The sequence below is a fragment of the Streptomyces sp. NPDC001135 genome (assembly GCF_053598395.1).
In genome coordinates this window covers 83271-109612 of the sequence record NZ_JBSFKD010000009.1, presented here as the reverse complement: position 1 = coordinate 109612, position 26342 = coordinate 83271, and the positions used below count along the sequence as shown (strand labels likewise).

The window sequence follows — 26342 nt, the reverse complement described above, 5'->3', positions numbered from 1 at the left end:
GGCTTCAGGACTCGGTGAGCCTGCCGCAACGGATCCGAGGAGTCGACGTCACGCACGACGGCGACTGACGGTCAGGACCTTCAGGGCCACCAGGGGATGGAACAGCAGCGCCGGTGAGGCCACCATGTTCACCACGCGGACGAACCGCGCCCATACGGCCGCGTCCTTCACCGCCACGTGGAAGAGGCGGGTGTTGTACCAGTGGGCGAAGCGCGCGGCGAGGGGCTGGCCGGCCGGGGCCCACATCAGGTCCGAGTTGGTGGACAGCGTCCACGGGCCCAGCAGCAGGCGGCCCAGCTTCTTCTGGAAGCCGTCGGCGAGGCCGTCCAGCCGCCCGGAGGCGCGGCGTCGCTTCAGCATGTCCTGCAGCTGCTCCGCCTCCATCGCGGCCACCGTCATGCCCTGGCCGTAGACGGGGTTGAAGACGCAGACGGCGTCGCCGAGGGCGATGAGGCGGTCCGGCCAGTCCTTGACGGTGTGGAAGGGCCGCCACTGGTTCTCGGTGTTGGTGTAGCGGCGCGTGGGCTCCTGGGCGGTGCGCCGGCCGATCTGTTCGGCCAGGTGCGGGTTCTTCAGGGTCTCGGCGAAGGCCAGGTAGCCCTTGTCGTCGGTCGGCGGCTGGTCCTGGAAGCCGAAGAGGGAGCAGGTCCAGCGGTTGCGCTCCACGGCGAGCAGGACTCCGGCCCGGGGCACGCTGGGAGCGAACGGCATCTGGTAGGCGACGTAGAAGTCCGGGTGGCCGGGATGGGACTGGTGCGGCCGGTCGAAGTTCATCGACGTGTAGGTGATTTTCGCCTTCACGGTCCGTTTGGGCGGCACGGTGACGCCCAGTGCGTCCAGCCAGTCCGTCAGGGAGCTGGACCGTCCGGAGGCGTCGACGACCAGGTCGGCGGCCAGCTCGAAGGACTCGGAGGTCGCGGAGAACTCCGAGGACTTGGAGGTCTCGGGGGTCTCGGTGGTCTCGGAGGGTTCCGGGCTCAGCGGGCTCTGCGGGCTCAGCGGGCTCTGCGGGCGGCACGTCACGCCGGTGATCCGGCCCGAGGAGTCCCGGGTCAGACCGGTGCAGCGGGTGGACGGCAGCGGCCTGACCTGGGGCAGTGCGAGCACCTTGCGACGCAGACGGCGTTCCAGTTCGTCGCGGGTGAAGGTCTGGATCCGGACGCCCGTACGGCGGCGGGGCGCGCGTCCGACGGGCAGCAGGAAGTCGATGCCCTCTCCGTAGTCGAAGACCGGCGCGCCCGCCTCCCTCAACTCATCGCGCAGTCCGGGGAAAAGCCGCTCCAGGATCTCCCCGCCCTTGGCCAGCATCGCGTGCGCGTGGTAGCCCTGCGGAGCGCCCGGATGGACGCCGGTGTCCTCGTCGACGGCGTCCCGTTCCACGAGGACGACCTCGCTGAAGAAGTCGGACAGCACGCGGGTGGTCACCAGTCCCGCGTAGCCGCCGCCGATGACAACGGCCTTGCGCCAGGGGCGTTCTGTACTCATGTCGTCTCCCATTCACCCAAGTCAACGGCACCCCCGAGAGCCCCGGCACGGGGCTCGGGAAGCACCCGGGGAGCGCGCGCAGGCCCACGATCATGCGTGCATGGGCCTGTACGCCGTAACGTCAGATCCGGTCGGCCACGATCAGGAGGTAGTGGAAGCTGCCCTCCTTGTAGGCCGTCAGGAACGGCTCCTCGATGCCCGTGGCCACGGAGGACTTCGCGCGCAGCTCCCAGTAGGGGATCGTGTCCGGGGTCAGGTCCACCACCTGCAGCGGCACCAGATTGCTCGCCGCGAGTGCCCTGAAGTACGCGCTGCGCGGGTGGATGTTGCAGGTGTAGTGCTCGTCGATCCTGCTGACGGCCTTGGAGCGCATGCCGGTGACGTCGTTGGAGCAGCCGGTGATGCAGACGTAGCGTCCGCCGTACTCCAGCAGGCGCGAGAACTCGGCGAAGAGTTCGAACAGGTCGACGTACATGGTCGTCTCGTTGGTCCAGATCGCCCGGCGGGATCCGGTGTCCAGGCGGGTGTCGAGCATGTTGCGGAAGTGGAAGCGGACCCGGTCGGCCACGCCCCGCTGCCGCGCCTGCTCGTTCGCGAAAGCGACCTGCTGCTCGGAGATGGTGACGCCGTCCACGTGGCAGCCGAAGCGCGCGTTGGCCATGAAGCTGGTGCCGCCGCGGCCGGAACCGGCGTCCAGGAGACGGTCGTCCGGGGTGATGGTGCCGAGGCGGTCGAGGAGCACCTCGGCCTGCGCGGTCTCCAGGCGGTGCAGTTCCTCGATGATGCGCCGGTCGCGGCTCTCGGGCGGGCCGGCGAGGATCGTGGGATCCCAGTCGCCCAGGCCGTAGTGGTGGTGGTACAGGCCGTCGACCTCGCCGAGCTTGATGTTGACGGGGTCCTTCTCCTTGTTCCAGTACTCCGCGACCGACCTCTGGTAGTCGGTGCGCAGCACATCGCTCATGACGATGTCTTCCATCTGGGTGGAGATCTTGGACATGGGTGTTCCTTACGGGGGACTCAGGTGGAGGTGCGCGGGGCCGGGGGCCGCGGGGGGGTCAGGCGGCGTGTGCGGTGCCGTGGTAGCGGCCGCTGGTGGCGTGCCACTCGCGGCTGCCGCCGACCCAGGCCCAGGTACCGGCCAGGAACCGGCGCAGTTCCGGGGAGCCGGTCGGGGCGAGCGCGGCCGCCTCGGCCTCGAAGGTGAGCATCAGCTCGTTGTGGATGTCGACGGTTCGGTCGACGGCCTCCTGAAGCGTGCAGCCGTCCTCGGCGGCGATCAGGCGGGGCAGGCTGAAGTCCGTCGGGCCCTGCTCCCTGGCCATGGAGTAGAGGTCGTTGACGATCACGGTGGCGGTGCCCGCCAGCGTGAACGCGCGCCGTACCCGGGGGTCGGCGAACTCGCCGTACGGGAGCTCGTAGCCGGCGACCGCGTCGACGAGCACCATGCACGGGATGAAGCTGTTCTCGTGCCGGTGCATCAGGTACTCCCACACCGGCGGGGTGTGCCCGGCGGCCTGCCAGTAGCCCTCCTGGTTGTAGGCGACGAACATGATGCCCAGCTCGTGGCGGAGCCGGCGCACCTGTGAGGTCGTCGCGTACGAGTGGAGGTTGCGCAGGCTGTCGCGCAGGGCCCGCATGACGGGGTCGGCCGTGACGACCTCCTCGAGCTGGGGGGCGTAGGCGAGCGGGAGGTTCGCCTGGTCGATCACCGAGTGGGCGATGGCGAGCCGCCTGCCGAGCTGCTCCGGCCGGGCCTCCTCGACCTCGCCGTCCACGTAGTGGTCGTCGACGGCCCATTCCGCCAGCGCGCACTTGGCCGCCGCGAGCAGTCGGTCGGGGTCGTCGGACTCCGGGTGGGCCAGCATCATCAGCCGGCCGAAGTCGGCCGTGCGGATCTTGTCCAGCTGGCCCGGGTAGATCCCGATCCGCTCGGCCCACTCGACCAGGCGCTCGGTGACGGCCTCGCCCAGTGCGGGGTCGTCGCGTACGGCGGGCGGGCAGTGCAGCCGCCGCCCGGGATCGCAGGCCCGCACCGACGCCTCCCGGCGGGGCTCGGGAGCGGCGGTACGGCGACCTGCCACCGCGAAACCCCCAGCACCGGTCCGGCCAAGGTCTGCCACCGAGGTGCCAGAAGCGGTCCGGGCAAGGGCCGCCGCCGAGGAGCCGAGTCCGGTGGGGCCGTTGGCCGCCGCATCCGTACCGACACCGGCGCGAGCGGGCGCCGCCGCATCCCTGCCGAGACCGGCGCGAGCGGGGGTTGTGGACGAGGTGCCCTGGTCGGTGGGTCCGGGGGGCGGGGGCGGCGCGGTGCCTGTCGCCGACTGCCCGGCGTCCGGCCGGTGCACAACCGTCCGCTGTCCGGCCCCCGGCCGATGCGCGACCGACGGAGTCGGTGACGGCAAGGGCAGCCCACCCGCTCGGGCCGCCCCCCGGCCTGTCCGTGCGCGGCGCGGGGTGGCCCCCGCCCCGGCGGGGATCCGTGCCGCCGACGTGCCCAGCCCCGTGGGCCCCGAGGGGAGGCCGGGCTCGGGGGACGCGGCCCCTGCGGACGGCGGGCGCGGCGGCGGTGCCGCCGACAGCAGGGCCCGTACCAGGCCCGCCATGTCATGGGCCCCGGCGGGCGCCGTGAGCCGGGAGATCAGGGACACCGGCGTCAGTTTCCGTTCGTCCGGGCGATCTCGACGTTCTCGAGGATGCCGAGGGCGTCGGGCACCAGGACGGCCGCCGAGTAGTAGGTGCTGACCAGGTAGGAGATGACCGCCTGTTCGTTGATGCCCATGAACCGGACGTTCAGGCCCGGCTCGACCTCGTCCGGGATCCCGGTCTGGTGGAGGCCGATGACACCCTGGTCGTCCTCGCCGGTGCGCATGGCGATGATCGACGTCGTGCCCTGCCCGGTGATCGGGATCTTGCTGCACGGCAGCAGCGGCACCCCGCGCCAGGCGGGCAGGTGGTTGCCGTTCAGTTCGACGCTGCCGAAGTAGAGGCCCCGCTTGTTGCACTGGCGGCCGAACGCGGCGATGGCCTTGGGGTGGGCGAGGAAACAGCGGGTCTTGCGCCGCATGCTGAGCAGCTCGTCCATGTCGTCCGGGGCCGGCGGGCCCGAGTAGGTGGAGATCCGCTGGTCGAAGTCGGCGTTGTGGAGCAGCCCGAACTCCTCGTTGTTGATCAGCTCGTGCTCCTGCCGCTCGCGCAGCGCCTCGATGGTCAGCCGCAGCTGCTGCTGGGTCTGGTTCATCGGCTCGTTGTAGAGGTCGGCGACCCGGCTGTGCACCCGCAGCACCGTCTGCGCCACACTCAACTCGTATTCACGGGGGGCGAGTTCGTAGTCGGCGAAGGTCTGCGGCAGGGTCTCCTCGCCCACGTGTCCCGAGCTGAGCTCGATCTCCGCCTCACCCGACCGGTTCAGCTTGCGCTGCCCGTTGGAGCTGATGTCCCGGACATGCCGGCGCAGTGCCTCGTGGCGGTCGGCGACCGCCTTGTACGCCGTCAGCGGCAGCGCGAGCACCGTGGTGGCGGTCAGGGCACGGGCCGTGAACTCCCACTTCTTGCCCGGCCCGGCGAGCACCTGGCCGCCGAAGGAGTCCCCGTCGGCCATCAGCCCGAGCACGGACTCGTCGCCGTACGGGCCCTCGCCGATCTTCTCGACCTTGCCGTGCGCGATCAGGTACACCTGGTCGGCCTTGCGGCCCTCCTGCACGATGACCTGGCCCGGGGTGAACTCCTTCTGCACGAACCTGTCGGCCAGAGCACCGAGCGCGTCGCCGTCCGAGAAGCCGCGCAGCAGCGGCAGTTCGCCCAGTTCGGCGGGGACCACCTGGACCTTGGAGCCGGTCTTCACGAAGCTGACCCGGCCGTCGCCGACGGTGCAGGAGAGACGGCGGTTGACCCGGTAGGTCGCGCCGGGGACGTTCACCCAGGGCAGGATGCGGGTCGCCCAGCGGGAGCTGATGCCCTGCATCTGGGGTTCGGACTTGGTGGTGGTGGCGAGATTGCGCGCCGCCGCGGTGCTGAGACTCTGCTGCTCGCGCTGCTGCTGCTCCGACTCCGGGTCCGCGGCTGCGGTCACTGCGTCGAGGGGCATGGCTCTACCTCGTCTTCCATGGCACGGGAGACGCGACGACCTACTGCCGTCACGCTGCGTACACAGGAGTAGCAGAGCGCGCTTACGTCGAGTAAGGAGATCAGGTGGCGCGCGAGGCATTCGGCATGCTGGACATGCGCCCCTCGCGCGCCCCTGACGCACAAAGCTCCAGGTCGAACGATTCCGCAGGTCAACCGATGGATGACCGCCTACCGACAGGAGCCGCCCGGAGCCGGCACACACTCAGAGTGACCGGCGTGGCGGGCACATCTAGCCGTTCGGGCACTGCTTCCACGCCAGGTGGTACACCGTGCTGATGTCCCCGTCCGTCGAGTCCATCGTCATGAAGCTGACCTTGCCGGGGGACGTGGTGCCGGCGTTGACTCTCAGCTCGGTGTTGATGTTGAAGTTGCGCAGCACCCCGCAGGGGGCCCAGACCAGTTGGGCCCAGTCCGTGCTGTCGGTGGCCTGCCAGTCGTCGTTGTAGGAGCCGCTGAAGGGATGGGTCCTGGGCACGGTCTGCGAGGAGCCCTGGAAGTAGTACGAGGCCTTCTGGGTGGCGGTCGCACCGGGCTGGAGCGAGAGGAAGCCGCGGTAGTCGGCGCTGGCCACGGCGTAGGTGAAGCCCTGGGGGACGTGGACCACCAGGTTGAGCTGGCAGTTCTTGCGGAAGGCCGTGGGGTCGGAGTTGCCGCCGGCCTGGGCCAGGTAGCTGCTGTAGGTCACCGTGAAGGCGGTGTTGTCCGGCGAGACGGCGACCGCGGCCGTGCCCGCGGGACAGCCGGAGCCGTTCACCGTCGCCACGTCGATGACGATCTTGTCCGGGGGCGGGTTGTCGAACACCCCGGAGGCGGGCGTGTGGGCGGGCAGTGCGGTGGTGAGCAGCGCCGCCACGGCGCCGCTCAGGAGGAGGCCACCAGCCATGGTTTCTCCCATGTCGTGGAGTGGGGGGTCTGTGTGGAACCTGTGGAGAGCCTGAGCGCTCCGCATCGTAGGAAGCACCGCTCACCCCCGGGAGGGCCGCCTTCGGCCATTCACAACCGGCTGTTCACACCGGCCCGTCACACCGAACCGGCACCCCGAGCCGTCACGGGTTCTCCCATGCCCCCGGATCCGCCGCCAGCGCCCGTACCGGCTCCGGCAGCGCGTCCGCCGCGAGGTCGGCGATGGTGACGCCCTCGAGGATCCGGCGCACATTGGCGCGCAGGGCGATCCAGAGGGGCAGCAGCGGCTGTGCCGTTCCCGTGTACGCCAGGCCCGTCGGCCGTTCTCCCCGTACCGACACGATCGGGCCGTCCACCGCGCGGATGACATCCGCCACAGTGACCGCCGCCGCGTCCCGCGCCAGCCGGTAGCCGCCGCCCCCGCCACGCCGGCTGTCGACGATCCCGCCGCGCCTCAGATCGCCCAGGATCCCTTCCAGGAACTTGTGCGGGATGCCCTGCGCGGCGGCGATTTCCTCCGCCTTCACCGGGCCGTTACCCTGCCGTACGGCCAGCTCCAGTACCGCCCGTACCGCGTAATCCGCCCGCGCCGAGATCCTCATGGATCCATTGTGGGGCGTCGCCACGTGGAGAATGGCCGCACCCGCGCCCCGTAAGATCGCCCGGGAGGATCCACCTTGGCGCTCAGCAGACGTACTTTCAGTGCCCTGACCGGCTCGACCGCGCTCGGGCTCGCCCTGGGCGGCAGCGGCGGCCCCGGGGCGCCATCGGCCTACGCGGCGCGCAGTGTGCCGACCGGCCCGGCACCCGCCCCGCCGAGGGCCGACGGCGCGCGGCACACCATCGGCTACGACCGGTACTCCCTGCTCGTGGACGGCAGACGGCTGGTCGTGTGGTCCGGCGAGATGCATCCCTTCCGGCTGCCCAGCCCCTCCCTGTGGCGGGACGTGCTGCAGAAGATGCGGGCGCACGGGTACAACGCCGTGAGCATCTACGTGGCCTGGAACTACCACTCCCCCGCGCCGGGGACGTACGACTTCACCGGCGTCCGGGACCTGGACCTGTTCCTGCGCACGGCCGCCGAGACGGGCCTGTACGTCATCCTGCGGCCCGGCCCGTACATCAACGCCGAGGTCGACGGCGGCGGCTTCCCCGGCTGGCTGACGGCGACGAAGGGCAGGGCCCGCACCGACGACCCCACCTACCTGGGCCACGTCGACGCGTGGCTGACCCAGGTGAACCGGATCGCCCGCAAGCACCTGTTCACCCAGGGCACCGGCACGATCCTGCTGTACCAGATCGAGAACGAGTACGACGCCCACGTCGACGCCACCGGCCGGGCGTACATGTCCCACCTGTACAAGAAGGTGCGGGCGGACGGCATCGACGTGCCGCTGTTCCACAACGACAAGGGGCGCAACGGCTACTGGGTGCCCGGTTCGCTCGACACCGGCGGTGAGGAGGGCGGCTGGCTGTACGGCTTCGACGGGTATCCGTCGCCCGCGAAGACCCCGCCGGACTGGGGGACGTTCGGGCCCGGCGGGCCGAAGGGCGGGGCCAGCGCCTCGCCGTCCACGCCCGGTTTCGTGCCCGAGTTCGGCGGCGGCTGGTTCGACCCGTGGGGCGGCGCCTGGTTCGACGGCAAGGGGTACGCCGAGTCGCGGCGCACCCGGGACGCGGCTTATGAGCGGCGCTTCTACCTGACCAACCTCGCCAACGGGCTCACCCTGCACAACGTGTACATGACCTTCGGCGGGACCTCCTGGGGGTGGCTGCCCGCACCGGTCGTCTACACGTCGTACGACTACGGCGCCGCCATCGACGAGGCCCGCAACGTCACCGACAAGATGGCGCCGATGCACCAGCTCGGGCATCTCCTGCAGCGTGTGCCCGACTTCGCCAAGCTGGACCGGGCGGCGGACGTGCACGCCGAGGGCCTGAAGGTCTACCACCTGACCAACCCCGACACCGGCGCGCACGTCTACGTCGCCCGCAACGACGGCACGGACGCGGTCACCACCGGCCTGCCGACCGACGCCGGCCGGCTGCGGATCACCGTGCCCGGCCAGGACGCCCGGCTGTTCACGACCGGGCTGAAACTGGGCCGGCGGACGCTGAAGTACGCGACCGCCCAGCCCGTCATGTGCGTGACGGCGGGACGGCAGGACATCGCCGTGTTCTCGGGGCCGCACGACGAGATGGCCGAACTGGTGCTGAAGTGCCCGGTCGAGCCGAGCGTCATGCGGCTGGACCCGGAGGCCGCCTGGGTCATCGACGGCGACGAGCTGCATGTCAACGTCCCGCTCGGCGAGGGCGGCCTGACCCGTGTGCTGGTGCAGAAGGGCGAGACCGAGACCCCGCTGCTGCTGCTCTTCACCGACGACGCCACCGCCGTGCGGCTGTTCCCGTACGACACCCCGTCCGGGACCCTGCTGGTGTACGGCCCGACGATGCTGCGGCACGTGGAACTGCGCGGCTCCGAGGTCCACTTGACGGGTGACGTCACCGAGACGACGAGTGTGGAGGTGTGGGGACCGCGCGGGATCGACACCGTGGTGTGGAACGGCCGCACCCTGCGCACCCGGGTCACCCTGTCCGGCAGCCTGATGACCGCAGGCCTGCTGCCCGCCGCCCCCGAGGTGAAGCTGCCCGCGCTGGGCGGCTGGCGGATGCGGAGGGAGAACCCGGAGGCCGGGCCGGGCTTCGACGACTCCGGCTGGAAGGCCGCCGACAAGAGGTCGTCGTTCAGCACCACCCCGGTCCCCGGCGGTCAGCCGGTGTTGTTCGCGGACGACTACGGTTTCCACTACGGCGACGTCTGGTACCGCGGCACCTTCACCGACTCCACCGCCCTGGAGGAGATCCGGCTCGCCTACAGCACCGGCACCCAGGGCCTGCTGATGGCCTGGCTGGACGGCGATCCGCTGGGCACGCACCGGATGCCGGTGCCCGACAAGGACACGACCGTACGCAAGGGCAGCTGGGCGGCGACGGCCGCTTTCCCGGTGCGCGACGCGCTGCGTTCGCCCGGCCGGCATGTGCTGTCCGTGCTCGTGCGGCGCATGCAGCACGACCAGGACGGCAAGGGGCTCGACACGCACAAGGTGGCGCGGGGCCTGACGGCGGCCACTTTCAAGGGTGCCTCGCCCACGGTGCGCTGGCGGATCCAGGGTGAGAAGGCCCCCGACCCGGTCCGCGGCCCGATGAACAACGGCGGCCTGTACGGCGAGCGGGAGGGCTGGCACCTTCCCGGGTTCCGGGACGACGACTGGGAGAAGGCGGCCTTCCCGCGCGCCGCCCGGTACCAGGGCGTGACCTGGTACCGGACCACGTTCCGGCTGTCGGTGCCGACCGACGTCGACGCCTCGATCGGACTGACCCTGGAGGACGACCCGTACCGGGCCTACCGGGCGCAGATCTTCCTCAACGGCTGGAACATGGGCCAGTACATCAACAACGTCGGCCCGCAGCACACCTTCGTCCTGCCGAACGGCATCCTGCGCACCCGGGGCACCAACACCCTCGCGCTGGCGGTCCTGTCGGAGTTCACCACGCTGTCGGGGCCGGGGAAGGTGGGCCTGACGCTGCTCGGCAGGGCGAGCGGCGGAGTACCGGTCTCACCGGTCTGATCACGCGAGCCTGATCACGTTCCAGGACAGCGGCTCCAGCACGGCGGTGAGGGTGCCGTCCCGCAGGACGGTGCCCTCGACCGGGTGCGGGGTGACCCGCTCGGGGTCGTCGGCCGTGTTGCGGGCGTCGGGGTCGGCGTCCGCGAGCGCGCTGTGCTCGATGACGGATGTCAAGTCCATTGCCCTCAGGGCGACTTCGAGCGGCAGTGCCTCCGTACGGCTGCGGTTGACGGCGAAGGCCGTCACCGTGCCGTCGGCCGCGCGGACGGCCGTGGCGTGCAGCAGGTCCGTCTCGCCGTACTTCTCCGTCTCGTACGTCGGCGAGTCCACACGCACGTCGAGGACCTCGCCCCGGCCGTACTTCGACGCCTGCGCGAACGGGAAGAACGTGGTCTGCCGCCAGGCCCGGCCGCCCGGCTCGGTCATGATCGGGGCGATCACGTTGACCAGCTGGGCGAGGCAGGCGACGGTGACGCGGTCGGCGTGCCGGAGCAGGGCGACGAGGAGCGAGCCGAAGACGACGGCGTCGGTGACGCTGTGGTTGTCCTCCAGCAGGCGCGGCGCCTCCGGCCAGTCGGACGGGTCGATCGTCCTGGCGCGCTCCTCCCAGCGGGAGAGGTACCAGACGTTCCACTCGTCGAAGGAGAGGTTGATCCTCTTCTTGGACTTGAGCCGGGCGCCGATGTGGTCGGCGGTCGCCACCACGTTCTCGATGAAGGACTCCATGTCGACGGCCGAGGCGAGGAAGGAGTCCAGGTCGCCGTCCGTGGGCTCGTAGTAGGCGTGCAGGGAGATGTGGTCGACCAGGTCGTAGACCTCCTTCAGGACCGTCGCCTCCCACTCGGCAAAGGTGGGCATGGCCTGGCTGGAGGAACCGCAGGCGACCAGTTCGACGGCCGGGTCGGCCTGGCGCATGGCCCGTGCCGTCTCGGCGGCGAGCCGGCCGTACTCCTCGGCCGTCTTGTGGCCGGTCTGCCAGGGGCCGTCCATCTCGTTGCCGAGACACCACAGCCGGATGCCGAAGGGTTCCTTGTCGCCGTGGGCCGCGCGGAGGCCGGAGAGGGCGGTGCCGGAGGGGTGGTTGGCGTACTCCTGGAGTTGCAGGGCTTCGGCCACGCCGCGGGTACCGAGGTTCACCGCCATCATCGGCTCGGTTTCGGGGCCGAGCTTCTTCAGGAACGCGATGAATTCGGAGAGGCCGAAGCGGTTCGTCTCGGTGGAGTGCCAGGCGAGGTCGAGGCGTCGGGGGCGCTCCTCGACGGGGCCCACCGAGTCCTCCCACCGGTAGCCGGAGACGAAGTTCCCGCCCGGGTAGCGGATGACGGTGACGCCGAGTTCGCGGACGAGGTCCAGGACGTCGGTGCGCAGTCCGGCTTCATCCGCCGAGGGGTGGTCGGGTTCGTAGATGCCGGTGTAGACGCAGCGGCCGAGGTGCTCGACGAAGGAGCCGAAGACGCGGGGGTTCACTCGTCCGACGGTGAAAGCGGGGTCGAGGGTGAAGCGGGCGGGGTGCATGTGCGCCTTTCGGGGTGGGTGGCCTGCGGTTCGGCGGCGAGTGCGCGTGCGTGGCGGCTTGTCGCGCAGTTCCCCGCGCCCCTGCCTGCGATTCAGGCCAGGTTGTCCCATCCCCGTGCCCCCACCGTTCCGAGATGTTCGAAATATCGAATAGTGCTCGCAACTTCGCACGGGACCGTAGATTCGAAGCGCTTCCGCCGTCAATGGGTCGGACACAAGCGCATAGGTGGTTTTCTCTTTGACCAAGGTCGCCTGGACCTCATGACGGGCACACGCCCAGACGCGTACGCTCGGACCGGCAGAAGGGGGACCGATGAGCATCGCGGGCGCGCGTGAGCGGGCGGCACGCCTTTCCGCACGGCTGCGGCGCCCCCGTCCGGGCCCGGCCATGCGCTCGCTCGCCGGTGACCTCGCCGCCGCCGTCGGCACCCGGCCCGGAACGCCGGACGGGGTACGGGACCTGTGCCGGGCCGTGTGCGAGGAGATGAGCGCACTGCGCGGCGGGCGGCCGGTGGAGGTGCGCTTCGAACGCTTCCCGGACGAGATCGAGGTCACCGGACTGTGGCTGGAGTTCGCCGACTTCGACCTGGTGATCGTGGAGGAGCGGGCCGAGGCCGTGCAGCAACTGGTGATCCTCGGCCACGAGTTGTGGCACCTGCACGCCGGGCACCGCCACCACCACCTGGCCGGTGACGCGGCGGCCCGCGCGCTCGCCGACGGACCCGGCTGGCGGGGCATGCCCCTGACGGTGGCCGCCCGCAACGGCTCCCGCGAGGCCGACGAGGCCGAGGCGGACGACTTCGGCCACCGCCTGGCCGCCCTGTTCCGTCCCCACCTCACCGCCTCGGTGACCGGCGCCGCCCCCGGCCCGGCGCAACGGACCCTCAGCCCGGTGCAACGGACCCTCGGCTATCGCGGACGCGCCGAAGCCAACCGGGTGTCAGAAAAGGGAGGAACCACGCGGTGACGCCGGCGCTCGCTTCCTCGGGATTCCTCGGGGCCCTCTCCATCTCCTTCTGGATCCCCACGGCCGTGCTGACCGCCGCCCTGGTGATCAAACTGCCCAGCATCATCAAGATGTGGCGCGACCCGATGCTGCGCGCCGTCGGCGGTCTGCTGCTGTTCGCCTGCGCGGTGTTCGTCTTCGCCGCCCCGAGGACCATCGCCTGGACGAACCGGGTCACCGGGGTGCCGAACATCTCGGCGCCCTGGGTGTACTCCCTGCTCACCGCGCTCTGCGCGTCCTGGCTGCTGCTGATCATCGCCTGGCGCAACGGCCGCTCCGCCCGGACCCGCCGGGTGACCCGCTGGGTCGTCTCCGTCTACGCGGGCGTGGTGGTCGCCCTGTGGGTGCTGTTCGCGCTCGCGGACGTGCCGCAGGAACGGCTGCGGGACCTCGACACGTACTACGCCAACACGCCCTTCATGCGCGAGGAGATCCTGCTCTACCTCGTCGCGCACACCGTGGCCTGCTCCATCACGGCCCGGCTGATCTGGAACTGGATCCGCACCGACGGCCTCGACGCGTGGCTGCGCTGGGGACTCGGGCTGCTGGGCGTCGGCTATGCCACGAACCTGTTCTACGACGCGACCAAGCTCACCGCCGTCGTGGCCCGGTGGACCGGCCACGACCTGGACTGGCTGAGCACCAACGTGGCACCGGCGGGCGCGTGCGTGTCCGCCACGCTGGTCGCGGTGGGCTTCATCGTGCCGCACGTCGGCCAGTACCTGCACGAGCGCTGGAACGTCCGCCTGCGCCACCGCGGCCTCGGTCCCCTGTACCAGCTGATGCGGACCGTCACCGGCGAGCGCGAGCCCTTCGCCCCGCACGCCCCCGCCGAACTGCGCCTGATCCGCCGCGAGACCTTCATCCGCGACGCGCTGCTGCAACTGTCCCGGCACCTCGACGAGGACCTGCGCGGGCGCTCCTACGAGGCCGCCCTCGCCCTCGGCTTCACCCGCGCCCGGGCCAGGGCCCTGGCCGCCGCCGTCACCCTGCTGGACGCGGCCGGCGGTGAGCGCCCGCCGCGCGCCGACGGCGCCGGCTCCCCGTCCGGCCCCGACACGGCGTACCTGCTCCAGGAGATCCAGGCCGTCTCCCAAGCCCTCCGCCGCCCCGACGACATCACGGCGGTCCGCGCCCGCGCGACCGCCCCGGCAGAGAGCGTGCCCGCGCATGAGTGAACGCCCCTCCCCCGCCAGAACCGCCGTCGTGCTGGGGGGATCCCACACCGGCATGCTCGCGGCACGCGCGCTCGCCGGCCTCGCCGACCGGGTCGTGGTCGTGGAACGCGACGCCCTGCCCGAGGGCCCCGCACCCCGCAAGGGGCTGCCGCAGGCCCGGCACGCCCACATGCTGTGGTCGGGCGGGGTACGGGCCGTGGAGGAGCTGCTGCCGGGGATCACCGACGCGCTGCGGGCCGCCGGGGGCCGCCGGCATCCGTTCACGACCGGTGTGGTCGCCCTGTCCTCGCACGGCTGGTTCCGGCGCTGGCCCGAGTCCCACCACGTGTTCCTGGCCGGCCGGGATCTGCTGGACGCCACGATCCGCGCGCGGGTGCTCGCCGACGAGCGGATCGAACTCCTCGCCGAAGCCGAGGCCCTCGGCCTCACCGGTACCGGGGCCGCGGTCACCGGCGTACGGGTCCGGACGCGGGACGGCGCCGAGCGCTCGCTGCCGGCCGATCTCGTGGTCGACGCGACGGGGCGCGGGTCCCGGGCCTCTCACTGGCTGGCGGATCTGGGGCTGCCGGCGCCGGAATGCCGGGTGGTCGACCCCGGCCTGGTCTACGCCAGCCGGCTCTTCCTCGCCCCCGAGGACGCCCGCGACGGCTTCCCCCTGGTCAACCTGCAGCCCGACCCGCGCGGTGCGGGCCCGGGCCGCTCGGGGTTCCTCCTGCCCATCGAGAACGGCCGCTGGATCGTCACCCTGCAGGGCACCCGCGGCGGCGAACCCTCCGCCGCGAACGAGGAGTTCATCCCCTTCGCGCGCGAGAAGCTGCGGCATCCGCTGCTGGGTGAGCTGCTGGAGCGCGCCGATCCGTTGTCCGACGTGTCGGTCACCCGGTCCACGGTCAACCGCCGGCACTTCTACGAGCGGATGCCGGCGTGGCCCGAGAACTTCACCGTCCTCGGCGACGCGCTCGCCGTGTTCAACCCGGTCTACGGCCACGGGCTGGCGGTGGCCGCGCAGAGCGCGCTGCTGCTGCGCGAGGTGATCCGGCGGCACGGCTGGGGCACGCCGAGGCTGGCGCGGCGCGTGCAGCGGGCGGTCGCCCGGCCGGTGCGGGCGGCGTGGGACCTGGCACTGGGGCAGGACGTGTTCTACCCGGGCGCGACGGACCGGGGCCCCACTCTGCGGGACCGGCTCCTGTCCGCCTACGTCGGCCGGCTGATGTACACCGCGACGGGGAACGGGCGGGTCGCGCGCCGGGTCACCGACGTGACCTCGCTGGAGCGGGGGGCGCATGTACTGCTGACACCGGGTGTGCTGGTCGCCGCCGCGGTGGGGCCGCTGAAACCGGCGTTGACCGAGCCACCGTTGACCGCGGAGGAACGGAAGGCGGCGGGGGTATAGCCGCCTTCCGGGAGCCGGTCCGCGGTGGTCGCCCGCCCGGTCCGCCCCCACGGGGCGACCGGGTCAGCCCTGGAACGCCGGTTGGGGCAGCCCCTCGCCCGCCCCGGAGACCACCAGGACCGAACCCGACAGGGGGTGTGGGGAGGGCAGACCGGTCCGGGCCGTCGTGATGTACAGGTCGGTCAGGCCGGCGCCGCCGAACGCGCAGGCCGTCGTACGAGGCACAGGCACGCTGATCACCCGGTCCAGCTCACCGGCCGGCGTGTAACGCCGCACCGCGCCCCCGTCCCACAGCGCCACCCACACGCATCCGTCCGCGTCGACCGTCAGACCGTCGGGGAAGCCCGCACCCTCCTCGATCTCGACCAGCGGCCGGCGGCCGTGGACCCGCTCGCCGTCGTAGTCGAAGACGTCCACCCGGCGGGTGGGACTGTCGACGTAGTACATGAGGCGTCCGTCAGGGCTCCAGCCCGTGCCGTTGCTGACCGTGGCGTCGGACAGGACCGCCTCCGCCGTACCGTCGCCGGTCAGCCGGGTGAGCGTGCCCCCGCCCGGCGCCTCGTCGTACCGCATGGTGCCCGCCCACAGCGAGCCGTCGGGCGCCACCGCGGCGTCGTTCGCCCGGCGGCCGGCGACCGGCTCGTGGTGCAGCCAGCGGAACGAGTCGTCGGGGTCCAGCAGGCCGACGCCGTCCCGCAGGTTGAGGACCAGGCCACCGCCCGCGCGGGGCTTGACCGCGCCCACGTGGTGCTCCGTCGTCCGCACCGTACGACGGCCCGTCGCCGGGTCGTACGTGTGGATCCGCATGCCCAGGATGTCGAGCCAGATCAGCCGGCCCGTCGCCGGGTCCCAGGTCGGGCCCTCGCCCAGCTCCGCCTGCGCCCGTACGGCGACCTCGTACCCGCCGCTCACGCCGCGCTCCGGTGGCCCAGCCGCTCGGACAGCTCCGTCGCCCCCTTCGCCGCCAGCTGCTCCAGGTCGGCCCGGCGCTCGTCGCTCCAGCGGATCATGGGGACCGAGATGGACAGGGCCGCGACCACCTGGCCCGTGCGGTCGCGCACGGGAGCGGCCACACAGCTCACGTCGGGGTTGGACTCGCGGCTCTCCACCGCGAGGCCCCGCTGCCGGATCTCCGCCAGCGCCTCGCGCAGCACACGGGGGTCGGTGATGCTGTTGGGGGTCATCGCGGTCAGGTCGGCGTCGTCCGGGATCCGTGCCGCGAGCTCCGGCTCCGGCAGCGAGGCCAGCAGCATCTTGCCCACCGAGGTGCAGTGGGCCGGCAGGCGGCGGCCGGCCGCGGAGACCATGCGGACGGCGTGCGTGGAGTCGACCTTGGCGATGTAGATGACGTCGGTGCCCTCGAGGATCGCCACGTGCACCGTCTCGTCGCAGGTCTCGGCGACCGAGCGGGCCACCTGCTGGCCCTCGGCGGAGAGGTCGAGCTGCTCGGCGTAGCGGCTGCCGAGCTGGTACGGGCGTACGCCGAGCCGGTAGCGTCCGGGCTGTCCCGGCACGGGCACGATGTACGACCGTGCGGCGAGCGTGGTGACCAGCTCGTGCACGGTGGTGCGCGGCAGCTGGAGCTTGCGCACGATGTCGGGGGCGGAGAGCGTCCCGTCCCCGTCGAGGAACAGCTCAAGAATGTCGAGAGCCCGGGTCACGGCAGGCACGAGGCGTCCCACGTCCGGCCCCCTCCCTTGGGTCTAGGCGCCCGCCGACATCTCGTTCGAGATATCAACAGGCGATCGGCATGACGAACACAGGCTAGTCACCGGGAGATGCGCGGGCAATGGCCGGGAAGGCGCCGGGCACCATGGGGGCCATGGATCTCGACTTCCAGCTGGTGCTGCTGCGCCGTATGGCCGACCACAACCCGGATCTGGTCGAGGACGCCCGGCGGGAACTGGGCGCCTCGATCGCGGACATGCGGGAGGCCAACAAACGCTGGCAGGCGATGGTCCGCTCACCGAGGTCGCGGTCCGCCGCCGCCCGGTACCGGTCCGTCCTCGGCGAGCCGGAGTCCGTTGTTCCGCGCCGCCTCGGCGACGTCGACTGCGAGGCCCGGCGCTGGACCCTGCCCCTCTGGCCCGACCTGCGCTTCGAGGTGCTGGTCGGGCCGGGCGGGGCGGTCTGGAACGAGTGGCTGGTGCGCGCGCCGGACGCCCCCGCGCCCCGGCTGGCGACCCTGGACGACCTGGTCCCCTGGTCCTGCACGGTGGACGAGGCCGCCCGCGCCTTCGCCCCGGCCCGCCCGCTGGAGGGCACGGCCCCCACCCGTTGGGGGCTCGCCTTCACCGCCCCTGACCGGGACGGCGTACGGCACGAGGTGGTCGCCGAGTTCACGTGGGGCCTGCTGCAGCGGACGGCCGTCGTGGGCTGAGCGGGCAACCGCGCGATCAGCCACGACGGCCGTCCGCTGCCGAAGGACGGCCCGTCTCAGCCCTTCCGGCGGGCGCTCACTCGTCGAAGGCCGTGGCCCGGGTCCGCTTCTCCCACGCCACGACGTCCTCGCGGACCTGGTCGAGGTGGCCGAGCACCGCGCCCACCCCGTCCTCGCCGAGCGGCAGCCGCAGCGGCGTGTGCTCGGCCTCCAGCGCGGCCAGGATGAGGGCCGCCGCCTTGGCGGGGTCACCGGGCTGGCTGCCGTGGCCGCCCTCGACGAAGCCACGGGTCTCGGCGACCTTCGCGTACACCCCGGTGTCGGAGCTGACCCCGGCCCGGTCGGCCTCGAACAGCGAGGTCCGGAACGCACCCGGCTCGACGACGAGCACCTTGATGCCGTACTCCCGCACCTCGTCCACGAGCGCCTCGGACAGGCCCTCCAGGGCGAACTTCGTCGCGCTGTACGCCCCGAAACCCGCGACGGACATCTGGCCGCCCATGCTGCTCATCTGCACGACGGCGCCGGAGCGCCGCTCCCGCATGTACGGCAGCACCGCCCGGACAAGAGCCACCGGGCCGAAGAAGTGCAGGTCGAACAGCGCGCGCAGCTCGTCGTCGGTGGTCTCCTCGACGGCTCCGACATGGGTGCGCCCGGCGTTGTTGACCAGCACGTCGACCCGCCCGTGCCGGGCCACGACCTCCCGGACCGCCCCCTCGATCGCGCCCAGGTCGGTGACGTCCAGCCGCAGTGCCTCCACTTGCCCGGGATGGGCGGCCACCAGGTCCGCCAGGGCCTCCGGGCGCCGGACCGCGCCGACCACCACGTCACCGGCGGCCACCGCGGCCTCGGTGATCGCCCGCCCGAAACCGCTGTTCGCCCCGGTCACCAGCCATACCTTGTCCACGGCAACTCCCCGTTTCTGTGTCGTGTCCGCTTGTGTCCGCTTGTGTCCGCGTCGTGCTGCCGACAGGGACCAGCCTGCCGCCCCTTGCCGTTTCCCGCTGTCCGGTGGGCCGGATCCTCCCGGCTACTCCTCCGCCGCCGTGAGGATGGCCTGCGTCACCCGCTCCAGCGACCCGGGGTGCAGCCACAGGAACAGGTTCGGCTCCACCAGCTCCAGTTCCATCAGCCGCGGCTCGCCGTCCTCCCCGTCCACGAGGTCCACGCGCGCGCAGAGCAGCTCCGGGCCGCCCGGTACGGCCGCCAAGGCCTTCTCCGCGACGGCGAGTTCGGCCTCCGTGGGCCGCCAGCGTTCCAGGTCCGGGTGCGCCACCTTCTCCGCGTCGTACGGTGTCCCGGGCGCGAGGACGGCGCCCTTGCGGCTGGCGTGCAGCAGCCGGCCGCCGAAGAACTGCAGCGCCCGCTCCCCGCTGACGTCGATGCCCCGCACATACGGCTGCACCATCGCGGTGAAGCCCTCGGCGTGCATCCGGGCGAGCTGCCGTTCCGCCTGCTCGTGCCCGTCGGGGGTGTAGCGGGCGGCGAACCGGGCGCCCGCGCCCGAGGTCGGCTTGATCACGAACTCGTGGCCGTCGGGCAGGCCGGCCGGCTCACCCGGCGCTATGTAACGCGTGGGAACGGTGGGCACGCCGGCCGCGGCCAGCTCGCCGAGGTAGCGCTTGTCGATGTTCCAGCGCACCACGGGCGCCGGATTGGCGAGCCGGGTGAGTGCGCCGACCCGCTCCACCCAGGCCCCGAACTCCGCGACCCGCCAGCTGTAGTCCCAGGTGGAACGGATGACGACGAGGTCGTAGCGGCCCCAGTCCGCGTCCGGGTCGTCCCAGTACCGGGCCTCGGCCTCGGCGCCGGCCTCGCCCAGCGCCCGCACCAGCTCCGGCAGGTCGGTGTCCTTGCCGGGCCCGGCTCCGGGGTCGTAGGTGGCGAGGGCGATGCGGGGCACGGTGGCCTCCCTGTCGTACGACGGTGCGATCACGGGGAGGCTAACAACCGTCGCGGTCCGGCCCGAAGGCGGCGCGGCCATCGGCCGCGGCTCGCGCCGTACTTGAACGCGGTCGTCGGGAGGAGCCCGCTGGTGTAGGAAGGTGCCGACGGTCAGCGACAGTCCCAGAGTTAGGAGTGCGCCGCGTGTCCTCCCTCTTCCCCGCCCTGGCGGACGGCCCGGGCAAGCGCAGTGAGACGGGGGTCCCCCCGGACGAAGTCCGGGGGAGGGTCGCCCTGCGGTTCGGCGAACGGTCGTTGACGTACGGCGAGCTGGCCGGCGCCGCCGGTGCGCTCGCCGCCCGGCTGCGGGGCGCCGGCCGGGTCGCCGTGTGGGCCACCCCGGAGCTGGAGACCGCCGTCGCCGTGACGGGCGTCCTGCTCGCCGGGGCCGTCGCGGTGCCGCTGAACCCCAAGTCGGGCGAGAAGGAGCTCGCGCACATCGTCTCCGACAGCGCACCGGCGCTGGTGCTGGCCGCGCCGGGCGCCGACCTGCCGGCGGCCCTCGGCGACCTGGCCCGCATCGACGTGGAGGCGTCCGCCGGATCCGGCGCCGCCCCCGACGAGACGGACGCCGACGCCGCGGCTTCCGGCGGGTCGGTCCGCGCCGAGGACCCGGCGCTGGTCGTCTACACCTCCGGCACCACCGGGCCGCCCAAGGGTGCCGTCCTGCCCCGCCGGGCCCTCGCCACCACCCTGGACGCGCTGGCCGACGCCTGGCAGTGGACCGCCGACGACGTGCTGGTGCACGGGCTGCCCCTGTTCCATGTGCACGGGCTGGTACTGGGCGTCCTGGGCCCGCTGCGGCGCGGCGGCGGGGTCCGGCACCTGGGCCGCTTCAGCACCGAGGGCGTGGCACGGGAGCTGAACACCGGCGCGACCATGTTGTTCGGGGTGCCGACGATGTACCACCGCATCGCCGAGGCCCTGCCGGAGGACCCGGAGCTGGCCGAGGCGCTGGGCCGGGCCCGCCTGCTGGTCTCCGGCTCGGCAGCGCTGCCCGTGCACGACCACGAGCGGATCGCGGCGGCGACCGGACGCCGGGTCATCGAGCGGTACGGCATGACGGAGACCCTGATGAACACCAGTGTGCGGGCCGACGGGGAGCCGCGTGCGGGGACCGTGGGAGTACCGCTGCCCGGCGTGGAGCTGCGGCTCGTGGAGGAGGACGGGACGCCGATCACCGCGTACGACGGGGAGAGCGTCGGTGAGATCCAGGTGCGCGGGCCGAACCTGTTCACCGAGTACCTGAACCGGCCCGACGCCACGGCCGCCGCGTTCACCACCAACGGCTGGTTCCGCACCGGCGACATGGCGGTGCGGGACGGCGACGGGTACGTCCGGATCGTCGGGCGCAAGGCCACGGACCTGATCAAGAGCGGCGGATACAAGATCGGGGCCGGTGAGATCGAGAACGCGCTGCTGGAGCACCCCGGGGTCCGGGAGGCGGCGGTCACCGGGGAGCCGGACCCGGACCTGGGCGAGCGGATCGTGGCCTGGATCGTCCCGGCGGACCCCCAGGCACCGCCCGCCGCCGAGGAGTTGGCGGACCACGTGGCCCGTCGCCTCGCCCCGCACAAGCGCCCTCGTGTCGTCCGGTACCTGGACGCGCTGCCCCGCAACGACATGGGCAAGATCATGAAGCGGGCGCTGACCGATGCCTGAGCGACGCTCGGCCCGGGAGATACTGACCCTGCTCGCGGACCTCGGCACCTTCACCGAACTCCCGTCACCGGCAGGGGAATCCCAGCCGGACGGCCCCCTCGGCTGGCAGGGCTACGACGCCTCGCGCGCCCGCGCCGCCGCCCGCACCGGCGAGCAGGAGTCGGTCGTCTGCGGCACCGCCCGCGTCGAGGGCACCCCGGCTGTGCTGATCGCCTTCGAGTTCGGCTTCCTGGGCGGCTCCCTCGGCGAACGCACCGGAGACCGCCTGGAGGCGGCGTACACCCACGCCCGTGAACACCGGCTGCCGGTCGTGCCGTTGATCGCCACCGGGGGCAGCCGCATGCAGGAGGGCATGCTCGCACTGAGCCAGCTCCAGCGGGTGGCACGGCAGTCCGCGCTCACCCGCGAGGCGGGCCTGCCACAGATCGCGGTGGTGCGGGACCCGACGACCGGCGGCGGCTGGGCCACGCTCGGCGCGGGCGCGGACGTCGTCCTGGCCCTGCCCGGCGCCCAGGTCGGCTTCGCCGGCTCCCGCGTCCGCCCGTCCGACGCCGACCCGTCCGCGTACACGGCGGAATCCCAGCTGGCGGCGGGCTCCGCGGACGCGGTGGTGGCTCCGGCCGAGCTGAAGGAGGCACTGGGGGCATGGCTGCGCCTGCTCACCTCCCCCTCCGCCGAGGCGCCTCCCCCGCCACCGGCACAGGGCGGCTCCGGCCTCCCGGCCACCGGCTGGGACGCCGTCCAGCGGGCACGCGCGCCCGAACGCCCGCGCGCACACGCCTACCTGGACGCCTACTTCACCCACCGCCGCGCCCTCAGCGGTGACCGCTGCGGCGGTACGGATCCCGACGGCATCCTGTGCGGGTTCGGCGAGCGGGACGGCCGTACCGTCGCCTACGCCGCGCAGACCGGAGCGGCGACCCGCCCCGCCGGCTTCCGGACCGCGGCCCGCCTGATCCGGCTGGCGGACCGCCTCGGCATCCCCGTGCTGACGCTGGTGGACACCCCGGGCGCCGCCAACGACGCGGAGGCGGAGCGGCAGGGCGCCGGCGCGGCCATCGCGGAGGTCTTCGGGGCGGTGGCCTCCGCCCGCGTCCCCGTCACCACGCTCGTCATCGGCGAGGGCGGCTCCGGCGGAGCACTGGCGCTGGCCGCACCGGCCAACACCTGGGCCACCCCGGACAGTTATTTCTCGGTCATCGCACCGGAACTGGCGGCGGCCATCCTCAAACGCCCGAGGCAGGAGGTGGAGACGACCGCCGACCAGCTGCGGATCCGCCCGCAGGACCTGGTGGAGCTGGGGGTGGTCAGGGGGATCGTGTGAACAGCGCTACCGGACCGCCACCGCCCGGACGACCTCCTGCCTCACCGAACCGCCCCTGTCGTCGTGGGCGGAAGCCCGCAGCGAGACGGACGACGCGCCGCGCGGCACGTTCAACGTGCCGCGCCAGGAGGCGTCGGCACCCGTGAGGGGGACCGCCCGCCAGGTGGCGCCGTCGTCGTACGACACCTCCAGCCGGCCCCCGGTCAAGGTCCCGGTGCCCGCGGCCCGCGCCACGTACTCCGCGCCGAGCGCGACCGGGACCCGCCGCCCGCCCCGCAGGGCCCCGGCGAGGTCGGTGCCGACGTCGAACGCGAGGTTGATCAACGGCAGGTACGTCCAGTGATCCTCCGGCGTCGCCGCCGACCGGAACGTCCACTCGCTGTGCCCCGCCGAGGCCGGCGCCCAGCGCCCCGCCTCCAGGGCCGTGTCGGTGACGACCTTGTACGCGTGCTCGTCGGCCGGCGCGTCCCAGACGTACGCGGCGGAACCGGTGCGCCGGTCGACGAGCGTGCCGTCGAGGTAGACGGCGGTGGTCTGGCTCATGCCGCTGTCCGCGCTCCACCCGTCGCCGAACCCGGTGTGGTCGGGACCGGAGTCGCCCCAGCCGGGGGTGTCCAACTGGATCCGGTTCCCTGCGCGTTGCTGGCCCCAGCCGAGCCCGGTGCCCAGCCACGGGTGCCAGACCGGCCGGAACCAGTTCAGCACCGGCCGCGTACCGCCCTCGTACCGCACCAGTCCGCCGCGCTCCTCCAGGGCGCCGTCGCCGACCGTCACGGACTCGTGCCAGCGCTGGCCGGGGCCGGCGGAGACGTAGTCGGTGCGCTCGGCGGGCAGGCGGACCCGCTCCTGGAAGCCGAGTCCGACGGGGAAGGTGTCGGTGAGGGAGTAGCGGAACTCGGTGCCGTCGGCCGGCCGGGCCGCGTGGAACCTCACCCGCACCGCGGCCAGTCGACGCTTGCCGGGCGCGTAGGTCAGGTCCCGGTTTGGGATCGCGCCCCGATGCCCCTCGGACAGGTCGTACACGTACGGGGAGTCGGCGGTGCCCGTCATGTCGACCCGGCCGGCCGCGCGGAGCCGGGCGGCGTCCGCGGCGTTCACCGTGGCGATCTGCAGCGGCCGGTCCGTGTTGTCGTCGGTGCCGAACCAGGCCAGCAGCCGGCCGGGCGCGTCGTCCGTCACGAACAGCGCCTTGGCGCCCGCGTCCTGGGCGGCCCGGGCGAGGGCGGCCGGGTCGGCGCCGTCGGCGAGGTGCGCGAGCACCGCCTTGCCGGCCACACCGGTGAACGGTCCGTCGCCGGCGTCCACCAGCGGCAGCCTGGTGCGGCCCTCGATCAGGGTGCCGCCCGGCTGGACGGTCGCCTCGCCGACGCCCCGGACCGCCAGCTGCGGCTCGGCCAGCCGCCACACGGTCCGGTACTCGAAGGCGCCGTCGCTCACCTGGGCGGTGGGTGCGGCGAAGACACTGTCGTAGGTGAGGGGCACCTGGACCGCGCCGAAGAGGTCGGTGCCGTCCGCCCGGCGGTCGTACTCCATCAGGAGCTGGTGGGTCTCGGTGCGCCGGTCCACGGCGGCCTTGATCTCGCGCAGACTGCGGCCGTCCAGGGTGATGTCCTGGTCGTGGTCGAGGGCGATCTCGGGCGCCGCGAGGAAGCCGAGGCCCAGGGAGTCGGCGCCGTGGCTGCCGCGCACGTCGAGGAAGGTGGCGAGCGCGTAGGTGCCGGGCCTGAGACGCAGCCGGAGGGTGCCGGAGTCGCCGACGTGGGCGGGCTGGGCGTCCTCGTCCGCGGCGAGCCGCTGCACGGTGAGGTCGGCGGGGGCGGGGGTGCCGGCGCGGTCCTTGACGTGGACGGTGAGCGTGTACCGCTCCTCCTCCTTGACCAGCCCGAACACCGTGTGCGCGACGGTGTCGCCGGTCCGGTCCACGGCCACGATCTGCCCGCTGGTCCCGCCGGCCGGCGCCTTGGATCCGTCGCCGGTGACGGTGGTGGAGGCGGTGCCGTGGGCCGGGACGGTGAGGTCGGGGTCGGCGAGGGTGGCCACGCCGTCCGGGGCGCCGTGCACGGACAGCTTCAACTCGACCGGGGTGTCGGTGGAGTTGGTGTAGGTGACGGTCCGGGTCACCGGCTTGTCCGCGTCGTACGGCCAGCTGTGGAAGCCGAGGTCGGCGCTGCCGGTGGCGGTGACGCGGGCCCTGACGGCGTCCGGCACGCTCACCCGGCCCGCTCCCAGCACATAGGCGGACGCGTCGAGTTGCCTGGAGGTGGACATCAGCGCGTCCTTCAGGCGGGCGCCGGTCCAGTCGGGGTGCTGCTGGGCGAGGAGGGCGGCGACTCCGGCGACGTGCGGGGTCGCCATGGACGTACCGCTCATGGAGGTGTAGTAGCCGCTGCCGTCGGTGAGCTGGGAGCGGGCGGCGAGGATGTCGACGCCGGGAGCGGACAGGTCGGGCTTCAGGGCGTTGTCGCCGTAGCGGGGTCCGGCTCCGGTGAAGTGGGCCGCCCGGTCGGCGGAGTCCACCGCGCCGACGGTGAGGGCCGCGTCGGCGGCGCCGGGCGACCCGATGGAGGACGGGGCGCCGGCGTTGCCCGCGGCGACGACGAAGAGCGCCCCGGTCTCCCGGGAGAGGGTGTTCAGGGACTGGGCCATGGGATCGGTGCCGTCGCTCGGCTCGGTCGAGCCCAGGCTCATGGAGACGATCCTGGCGTGCACGTCCCGCGCCGCCCACTCCATCCCGGCGATGACCTGCGACTCGCTGCCCGAGCCCTGGTCGCTGAGCACCTTGCCGACGGCGAGGCCGGCCCCGGGCGCGACACCCCTCTCCTTGCCGTCGGAGGCGGCGCCGCTGCCGCCGACGGTGGAGGTCACGTGCGTCCCGTGGCCGTTGCCGTCGGCGACCTCCTGACCGTCGACGAAGCTCTTGGCCGCGGTCACCCGGCCCTTCAGGTCCGGATGGCCCAGGTCGGCCCCGGTGTCGAGGACGGCGACGGTGACGCCCTTGCCGGTGAGTCCCGCCTCCCACCCCGCCGGTGTGCCGATCTGGGCGTTGCTCTCGGCCATGCCGGCCCGCACCCTGCCGTCCAGCCACACCTTGTCGACGCCGTCGTGGTGGGTGAACGACCGCCAGAAGGTGCGCCCCTTGCCGGCCTCGACCGCGGCCCCGCGCAGACTGGGCAGGCTCCGGGTCCGCTCGGTCCCGGCCGGGGTGGCGGGCCGCGCGCCCTTGCCGTAGGTCACGATCAGCGGCGTCGCGCCGGCCCCGGCGTCCGTCAGCCCCTGCCGGATCAGTCCGCTCACGTCGAACAGCCGCCGGTCCAGCGTCCCGGCCCGCAGATACGGCAGCGCCTCGTCCGGTACGACGGTGATCACGCCGTTGCCCACCTGGGTCCGTACGGCTCCGGTGGCCCCCTGGGCCCGCTGCACGGTGACCGTCTTCTTCCCGTGCCCGAGGTCGGTGACGGTCACCTTGTCACCGGTGACGAGGGTGACGGTGGCGGCCGCGGCGGCGCGGCTGGGGGCGGCTGCGGCCGGGGGTGCCGCCGGGGGTGCCGCCGCCGCGGGGCCGGCCGGCAGCAGGGCGCCCACCAGTCCCGCCGCCAGCAGTACCGGCCCGCGTCCGGTTCGTCCTGGTCCTCTGGTCATCCACGCCTCTTCTCGTCGGGGGTGTCTGTCCGAGTGGCTCGCGTGCTGGGACGAGTGTCCTGTGCCACCCGGCGCGGGAGCGTTGACCGACGATGGCGGGAAGGCGCCCTGACGGCTGTCCGCCACGTCGTTCCCCGCCGCGCACACAAGGCCGGAGGG

At 72.8% G+C, this 26342-nt stretch carries 19 protein-coding genes; 7 read left to right on the top strand and 12 right to left on the bottom strand.

The window, feature by feature from the left end; all coding sequences use genetic code 11:
• Positions 1 to 48: 48 nt before the first annotated feature.
• The 6 genes from ACWC94_RS14005 to ACWC94_RS13980 form a co-directional block, all read right to left on the bottom strand.
• Positions 49 to 1485, bottom strand: coding sequence for an FAD-dependent oxidoreductase (locus ACWC94_RS14005; protein ID WP_450796771.1), 1437 nt, complete (start codon positions 1483 to 1485; stop codon positions 49 to 51).
• Positions 1486 to 1606: 121 nt separating this feature from the next.
• On the bottom strand, positions 1607 to 2482 hold the full coding sequence (locus ACWC94_RS14000; protein WP_450796770.1) for a geranyl diphosphate 2-C-methyltransferase: 876 nt from the start codon (positions 2480 to 2482) through the stop codon (positions 1607 to 1609).
• A gap of 58 nt (positions 2483 to 2540) precedes the next feature.
• Positions 2541 to 4088 carry a family 2 encapsulin nanocompartment cargo protein terpene cyclase gene (locus ACWC94_RS13995; RefSeq protein ID WP_450796894.1) on the bottom strand — a complete coding sequence of 516 codons (1548 nt, stop codon included), beginning with the start codon at positions 4086 to 4088 and terminating at the stop codon, positions 2541 to 2543.
• A gap of 50 nt (positions 4089 to 4138) precedes the next feature.
• Complete coding sequence (locus tag ACWC94_RS13990; protein ID WP_450796769.1) at positions 4139 to 5569, bottom strand: family 2B encapsulin nanocompartment shell protein; 1431 nt, start codon at positions 5567 to 5569, stop codon at positions 4139 to 4141.
• A gap of 270 nt (positions 5570 to 5839) precedes the next feature.
• The gene (locus tag ACWC94_RS13985; RefSeq protein ID WP_450796768.1) at positions 5840 to 6493 is read right to left on the bottom strand and encodes a DUF4360 domain-containing protein; all 654 of its coding nucleotides are present in this window, start codon (positions 6491 to 6493) and stop codon (positions 5840 to 5842) included.
• A gap of 163 nt (positions 6494 to 6656) precedes the next feature.
• Positions 6657 to 7115 carry an RrF2 family transcriptional regulator gene (locus ACWC94_RS13980; protein WP_450796767.1) on the bottom strand — a complete coding sequence of 153 codons (459 nt, stop codon included), beginning with the start codon at positions 7113 to 7115 and terminating at the stop codon, positions 6657 to 6659.
• A gap of 75 nt (positions 7116 to 7190) precedes the next feature.
• Here ACWC94_RS13980 and ACWC94_RS13975 point away from each other — a divergent pair, with 75 nt between their 5' ends.
• Positions 7191 to 10142 (top strand): glycoside hydrolase family 35 protein, encoded by a 2952-nt coding sequence (locus tag ACWC94_RS13975; RefSeq protein WP_450796766.1) that lies wholly within the window; start codon positions 7191 to 7193, stop codon positions 10140 to 10142.
• Here the strand turns inward: ACWC94_RS13975 and arfA are convergent, their stop codons facing one another.
• Positions 10143 to 11657, bottom strand: a complete 1515-nt coding sequence (gene arfA / locus ACWC94_RS13970) for an arabinosylfuranosidase ArfA (protein ID WP_450796765.1) — start codon at positions 11655 to 11657, stop codon at positions 10143 to 10145.
• 313 nt (positions 11658 to 11970) lie between these two features.
• Between arfA and ACWC94_RS13965 the strand changes: the two genes are divergently transcribed.
• From ACWC94_RS13965 to ACWC94_RS13955, 3 genes are read left to right on the top strand one after another with little or no spacing between them, the layout of a single operon-like run.
• Complete coding sequence (locus ACWC94_RS13965; RefSeq protein ID WP_450796764.1) at positions 11971 to 12624, top strand: toxin-antitoxin system, toxin component family protein; 654 nt, start codon at positions 11971 to 11973, stop codon at positions 12622 to 12624.
• The gene (locus tag ACWC94_RS13960; protein ID WP_450796763.1) at positions 12621 to 13841 is read left to right on the top strand and encodes an MAB_1171c family putative transporter; all 1221 of its coding nucleotides are present in this window, start codon (positions 12621 to 12623) and stop codon (positions 13839 to 13841) included. The genes ACWC94_RS13965 and ACWC94_RS13960 overlap by 4 nt, the downstream gene beginning before the upstream one ends.
• Entirely contained in the window at positions 13834 to 15234 is a 1401-nt protein-coding gene (locus tag ACWC94_RS13955) for an FAD-dependent oxidoreductase (protein ID WP_450796762.1), read from the top strand. The genes ACWC94_RS13960 and ACWC94_RS13955 overlap by 8 nt, the downstream gene beginning before the upstream one ends.
• Before the next feature lie 63 nt (positions 15235 to 15297).
• On the opposite strand, the gene ACWC94_RS13950 is transcribed toward ACWC94_RS13955, so the two are convergent.
• Both ACWC94_RS13950 and ACWC94_RS13945 read right to left on the bottom strand, forming a co-directional pair.
• Positions 15298 to 16146, bottom strand: a complete 849-nt coding sequence (locus ACWC94_RS13950) for an SMP-30/gluconolactonase/LRE family protein (RefSeq protein ID WP_450796761.1) — start codon at positions 16144 to 16146, stop codon at positions 15298 to 15300.
• Positions 16143 to 16916 carry an IclR family transcriptional regulator gene (locus ACWC94_RS13945; protein WP_450796760.1) on the bottom strand — a complete coding sequence of 258 codons (774 nt, stop codon included), beginning with the start codon at positions 16914 to 16916 and terminating at the stop codon, positions 16143 to 16145. Before ACWC94_RS13945 ends, ACWC94_RS13950 begins: the two co-directional genes overlap by 4 nt.
• Positions 16917 to 17056: 140 nt before the next feature.
• Here ACWC94_RS13945 and ACWC94_RS13940 point away from each other — a divergent pair, with 140 nt between their 5' ends.
• Positions 17057 to 17614: a hypothetical protein gene (locus ACWC94_RS13940; protein ID WP_450796759.1), complete on the top strand. Its 558-nt coding sequence runs from the start codon at positions 17057 to 17059 to the stop codon at positions 17612 to 17614.
• A gap of 76 nt (positions 17615 to 17690) precedes the next feature.
• Here ACWC94_RS13940 and ACWC94_RS13935 read toward each other — a convergent pair whose 3' ends face one another.
• A complete protein-coding gene (locus ACWC94_RS13935; RefSeq protein ID WP_450796758.1) occupies positions 17691 to 18521 on the bottom strand; it encodes an oxidoreductase in 831 nt (276 codons plus the stop codon).
• 123 nt (positions 18522 to 18644) lie between these two features.
• Positions 18645 to 19517, bottom strand: coding sequence for an ATP-grasp domain-containing protein (locus tag ACWC94_RS13930; protein WP_450796757.1), 873 nt, complete (start codon positions 19515 to 19517; stop codon positions 18645 to 18647).
• A gap of 185 nt (positions 19518 to 19702) precedes the next feature.
• Between ACWC94_RS13930 and ACWC94_RS13925 the strand changes: the two genes are divergently transcribed.
• Positions 19703 to 21220 (top strand): acyl-CoA synthetase, encoded by a 1518-nt coding sequence (locus ACWC94_RS13925; protein WP_450796756.1) that lies wholly within the window; start codon positions 19703 to 19705, stop codon positions 21218 to 21220.
• Positions 21213 to 22544: a carboxyl transferase domain-containing protein gene (locus tag ACWC94_RS13920; protein WP_450796755.1), complete on the top strand. Its 1332-nt coding sequence runs from the start codon at positions 21213 to 21215 to the stop codon at positions 22542 to 22544. Before ACWC94_RS13925 ends, ACWC94_RS13920 begins: the two co-directional genes overlap by 8 nt.
• A 6-nt stretch (positions 22545 to 22550) precedes the next feature.
• On the opposite strand, the gene ACWC94_RS13915 is transcribed toward ACWC94_RS13920, so the two are convergent.
• Positions 22551 to 26183 carry a S8 family serine peptidase gene (locus tag ACWC94_RS13915; RefSeq protein WP_450796754.1) on the bottom strand — a complete coding sequence of 1211 codons (3633 nt, stop codon included), beginning with the start codon at positions 26181 to 26183 and terminating at the stop codon, positions 22551 to 22553.
• Between the last annotated feature and the right edge of the window lie 159 nt (positions 26184 to 26342).

What these genes read in the sequence shown, in the direction of transcription:
- ACWC94_RS14005 (WP_450796771.1), bottom strand. Translation starts at nt 1,485, where the DNA reads ATGAGTACAGAACGCCCCTGGCGCAAGGCCGTTGTCATCGGCGGCGGC.
- ACWC94_RS14000 (WP_450796770.1), bottom strand. Translation starts at nt 2,482, where the DNA reads ATGTCCAAGATCTCCACCCAGATGGAAGACATCGTCATGAGCGATGTG.
- ACWC94_RS13995 (WP_450796894.1), bottom strand. Translation starts at nt 4,088, where the DNA reads ATGGCGGGCCTGGTACGGGCCCTGCTGTCGGCGGCACCGCCGCCGCGC.
- ACWC94_RS13990 (WP_450796769.1), bottom strand. Translation starts at nt 5,569, where the DNA reads ATGCCCCTCGACGCAGTGACCGCAGCCGCGGACCCGGAGTCGGAGCAG.
- ACWC94_RS13985 (WP_450796768.1), bottom strand. Translation starts at nt 6,493, where the DNA reads ATGGCTGGTGGCCTCCTCCTGAGCGGCGCCGTGGCGGCGCTGCTCACC.
- ACWC94_RS13980 (WP_450796767.1), bottom strand. Translation starts at nt 7,115, where the DNA reads ATGAGGATCTCGGCGCGGGCGGATTACGCGGTACGGGCGGTACTGGAG.
- arfA (WP_450796765.1), bottom strand. Translation starts at nt 11,657, where the DNA reads ATGCACCCCGCCCGCTTCACCCTCGACCCCGCTTTCACCGTCGGACGA.
- ACWC94_RS13965 (WP_450796764.1), top strand. Translation starts at nt 11,971, where the DNA reads ATGAGCATCGCGGGCGCGCGTGAGCGGGCGGCACGCCTTTCCGCACGG.
- ACWC94_RS13955 (WP_450796762.1), top strand. Translation starts at nt 13,834, where the DNA reads ATGAGTGAACGCCCCTCCCCCGCCAGAACCGCCGTCGTGCTGGGGGGA.
- ACWC94_RS13940 (WP_450796759.1), top strand. Translation starts at nt 17,057, where the DNA reads ATGGATCTCGACTTCCAGCTGGTGCTGCTGCGCCGTATGGCCGACCAC.
- ACWC94_RS13920 (WP_450796755.1), top strand. Translation starts at nt 21,213, where the DNA reads ATGCCTGAGCGACGCTCGGCCCGGGAGATACTGACCCTGCTCGCGGAC.
- ACWC94_RS13915 (WP_450796754.1), bottom strand. Translation starts at nt 26,183, where the DNA reads ATGACCAGAGGACCAGGACGAACCGGACGCGGGCCGGTACTGCTGGCG.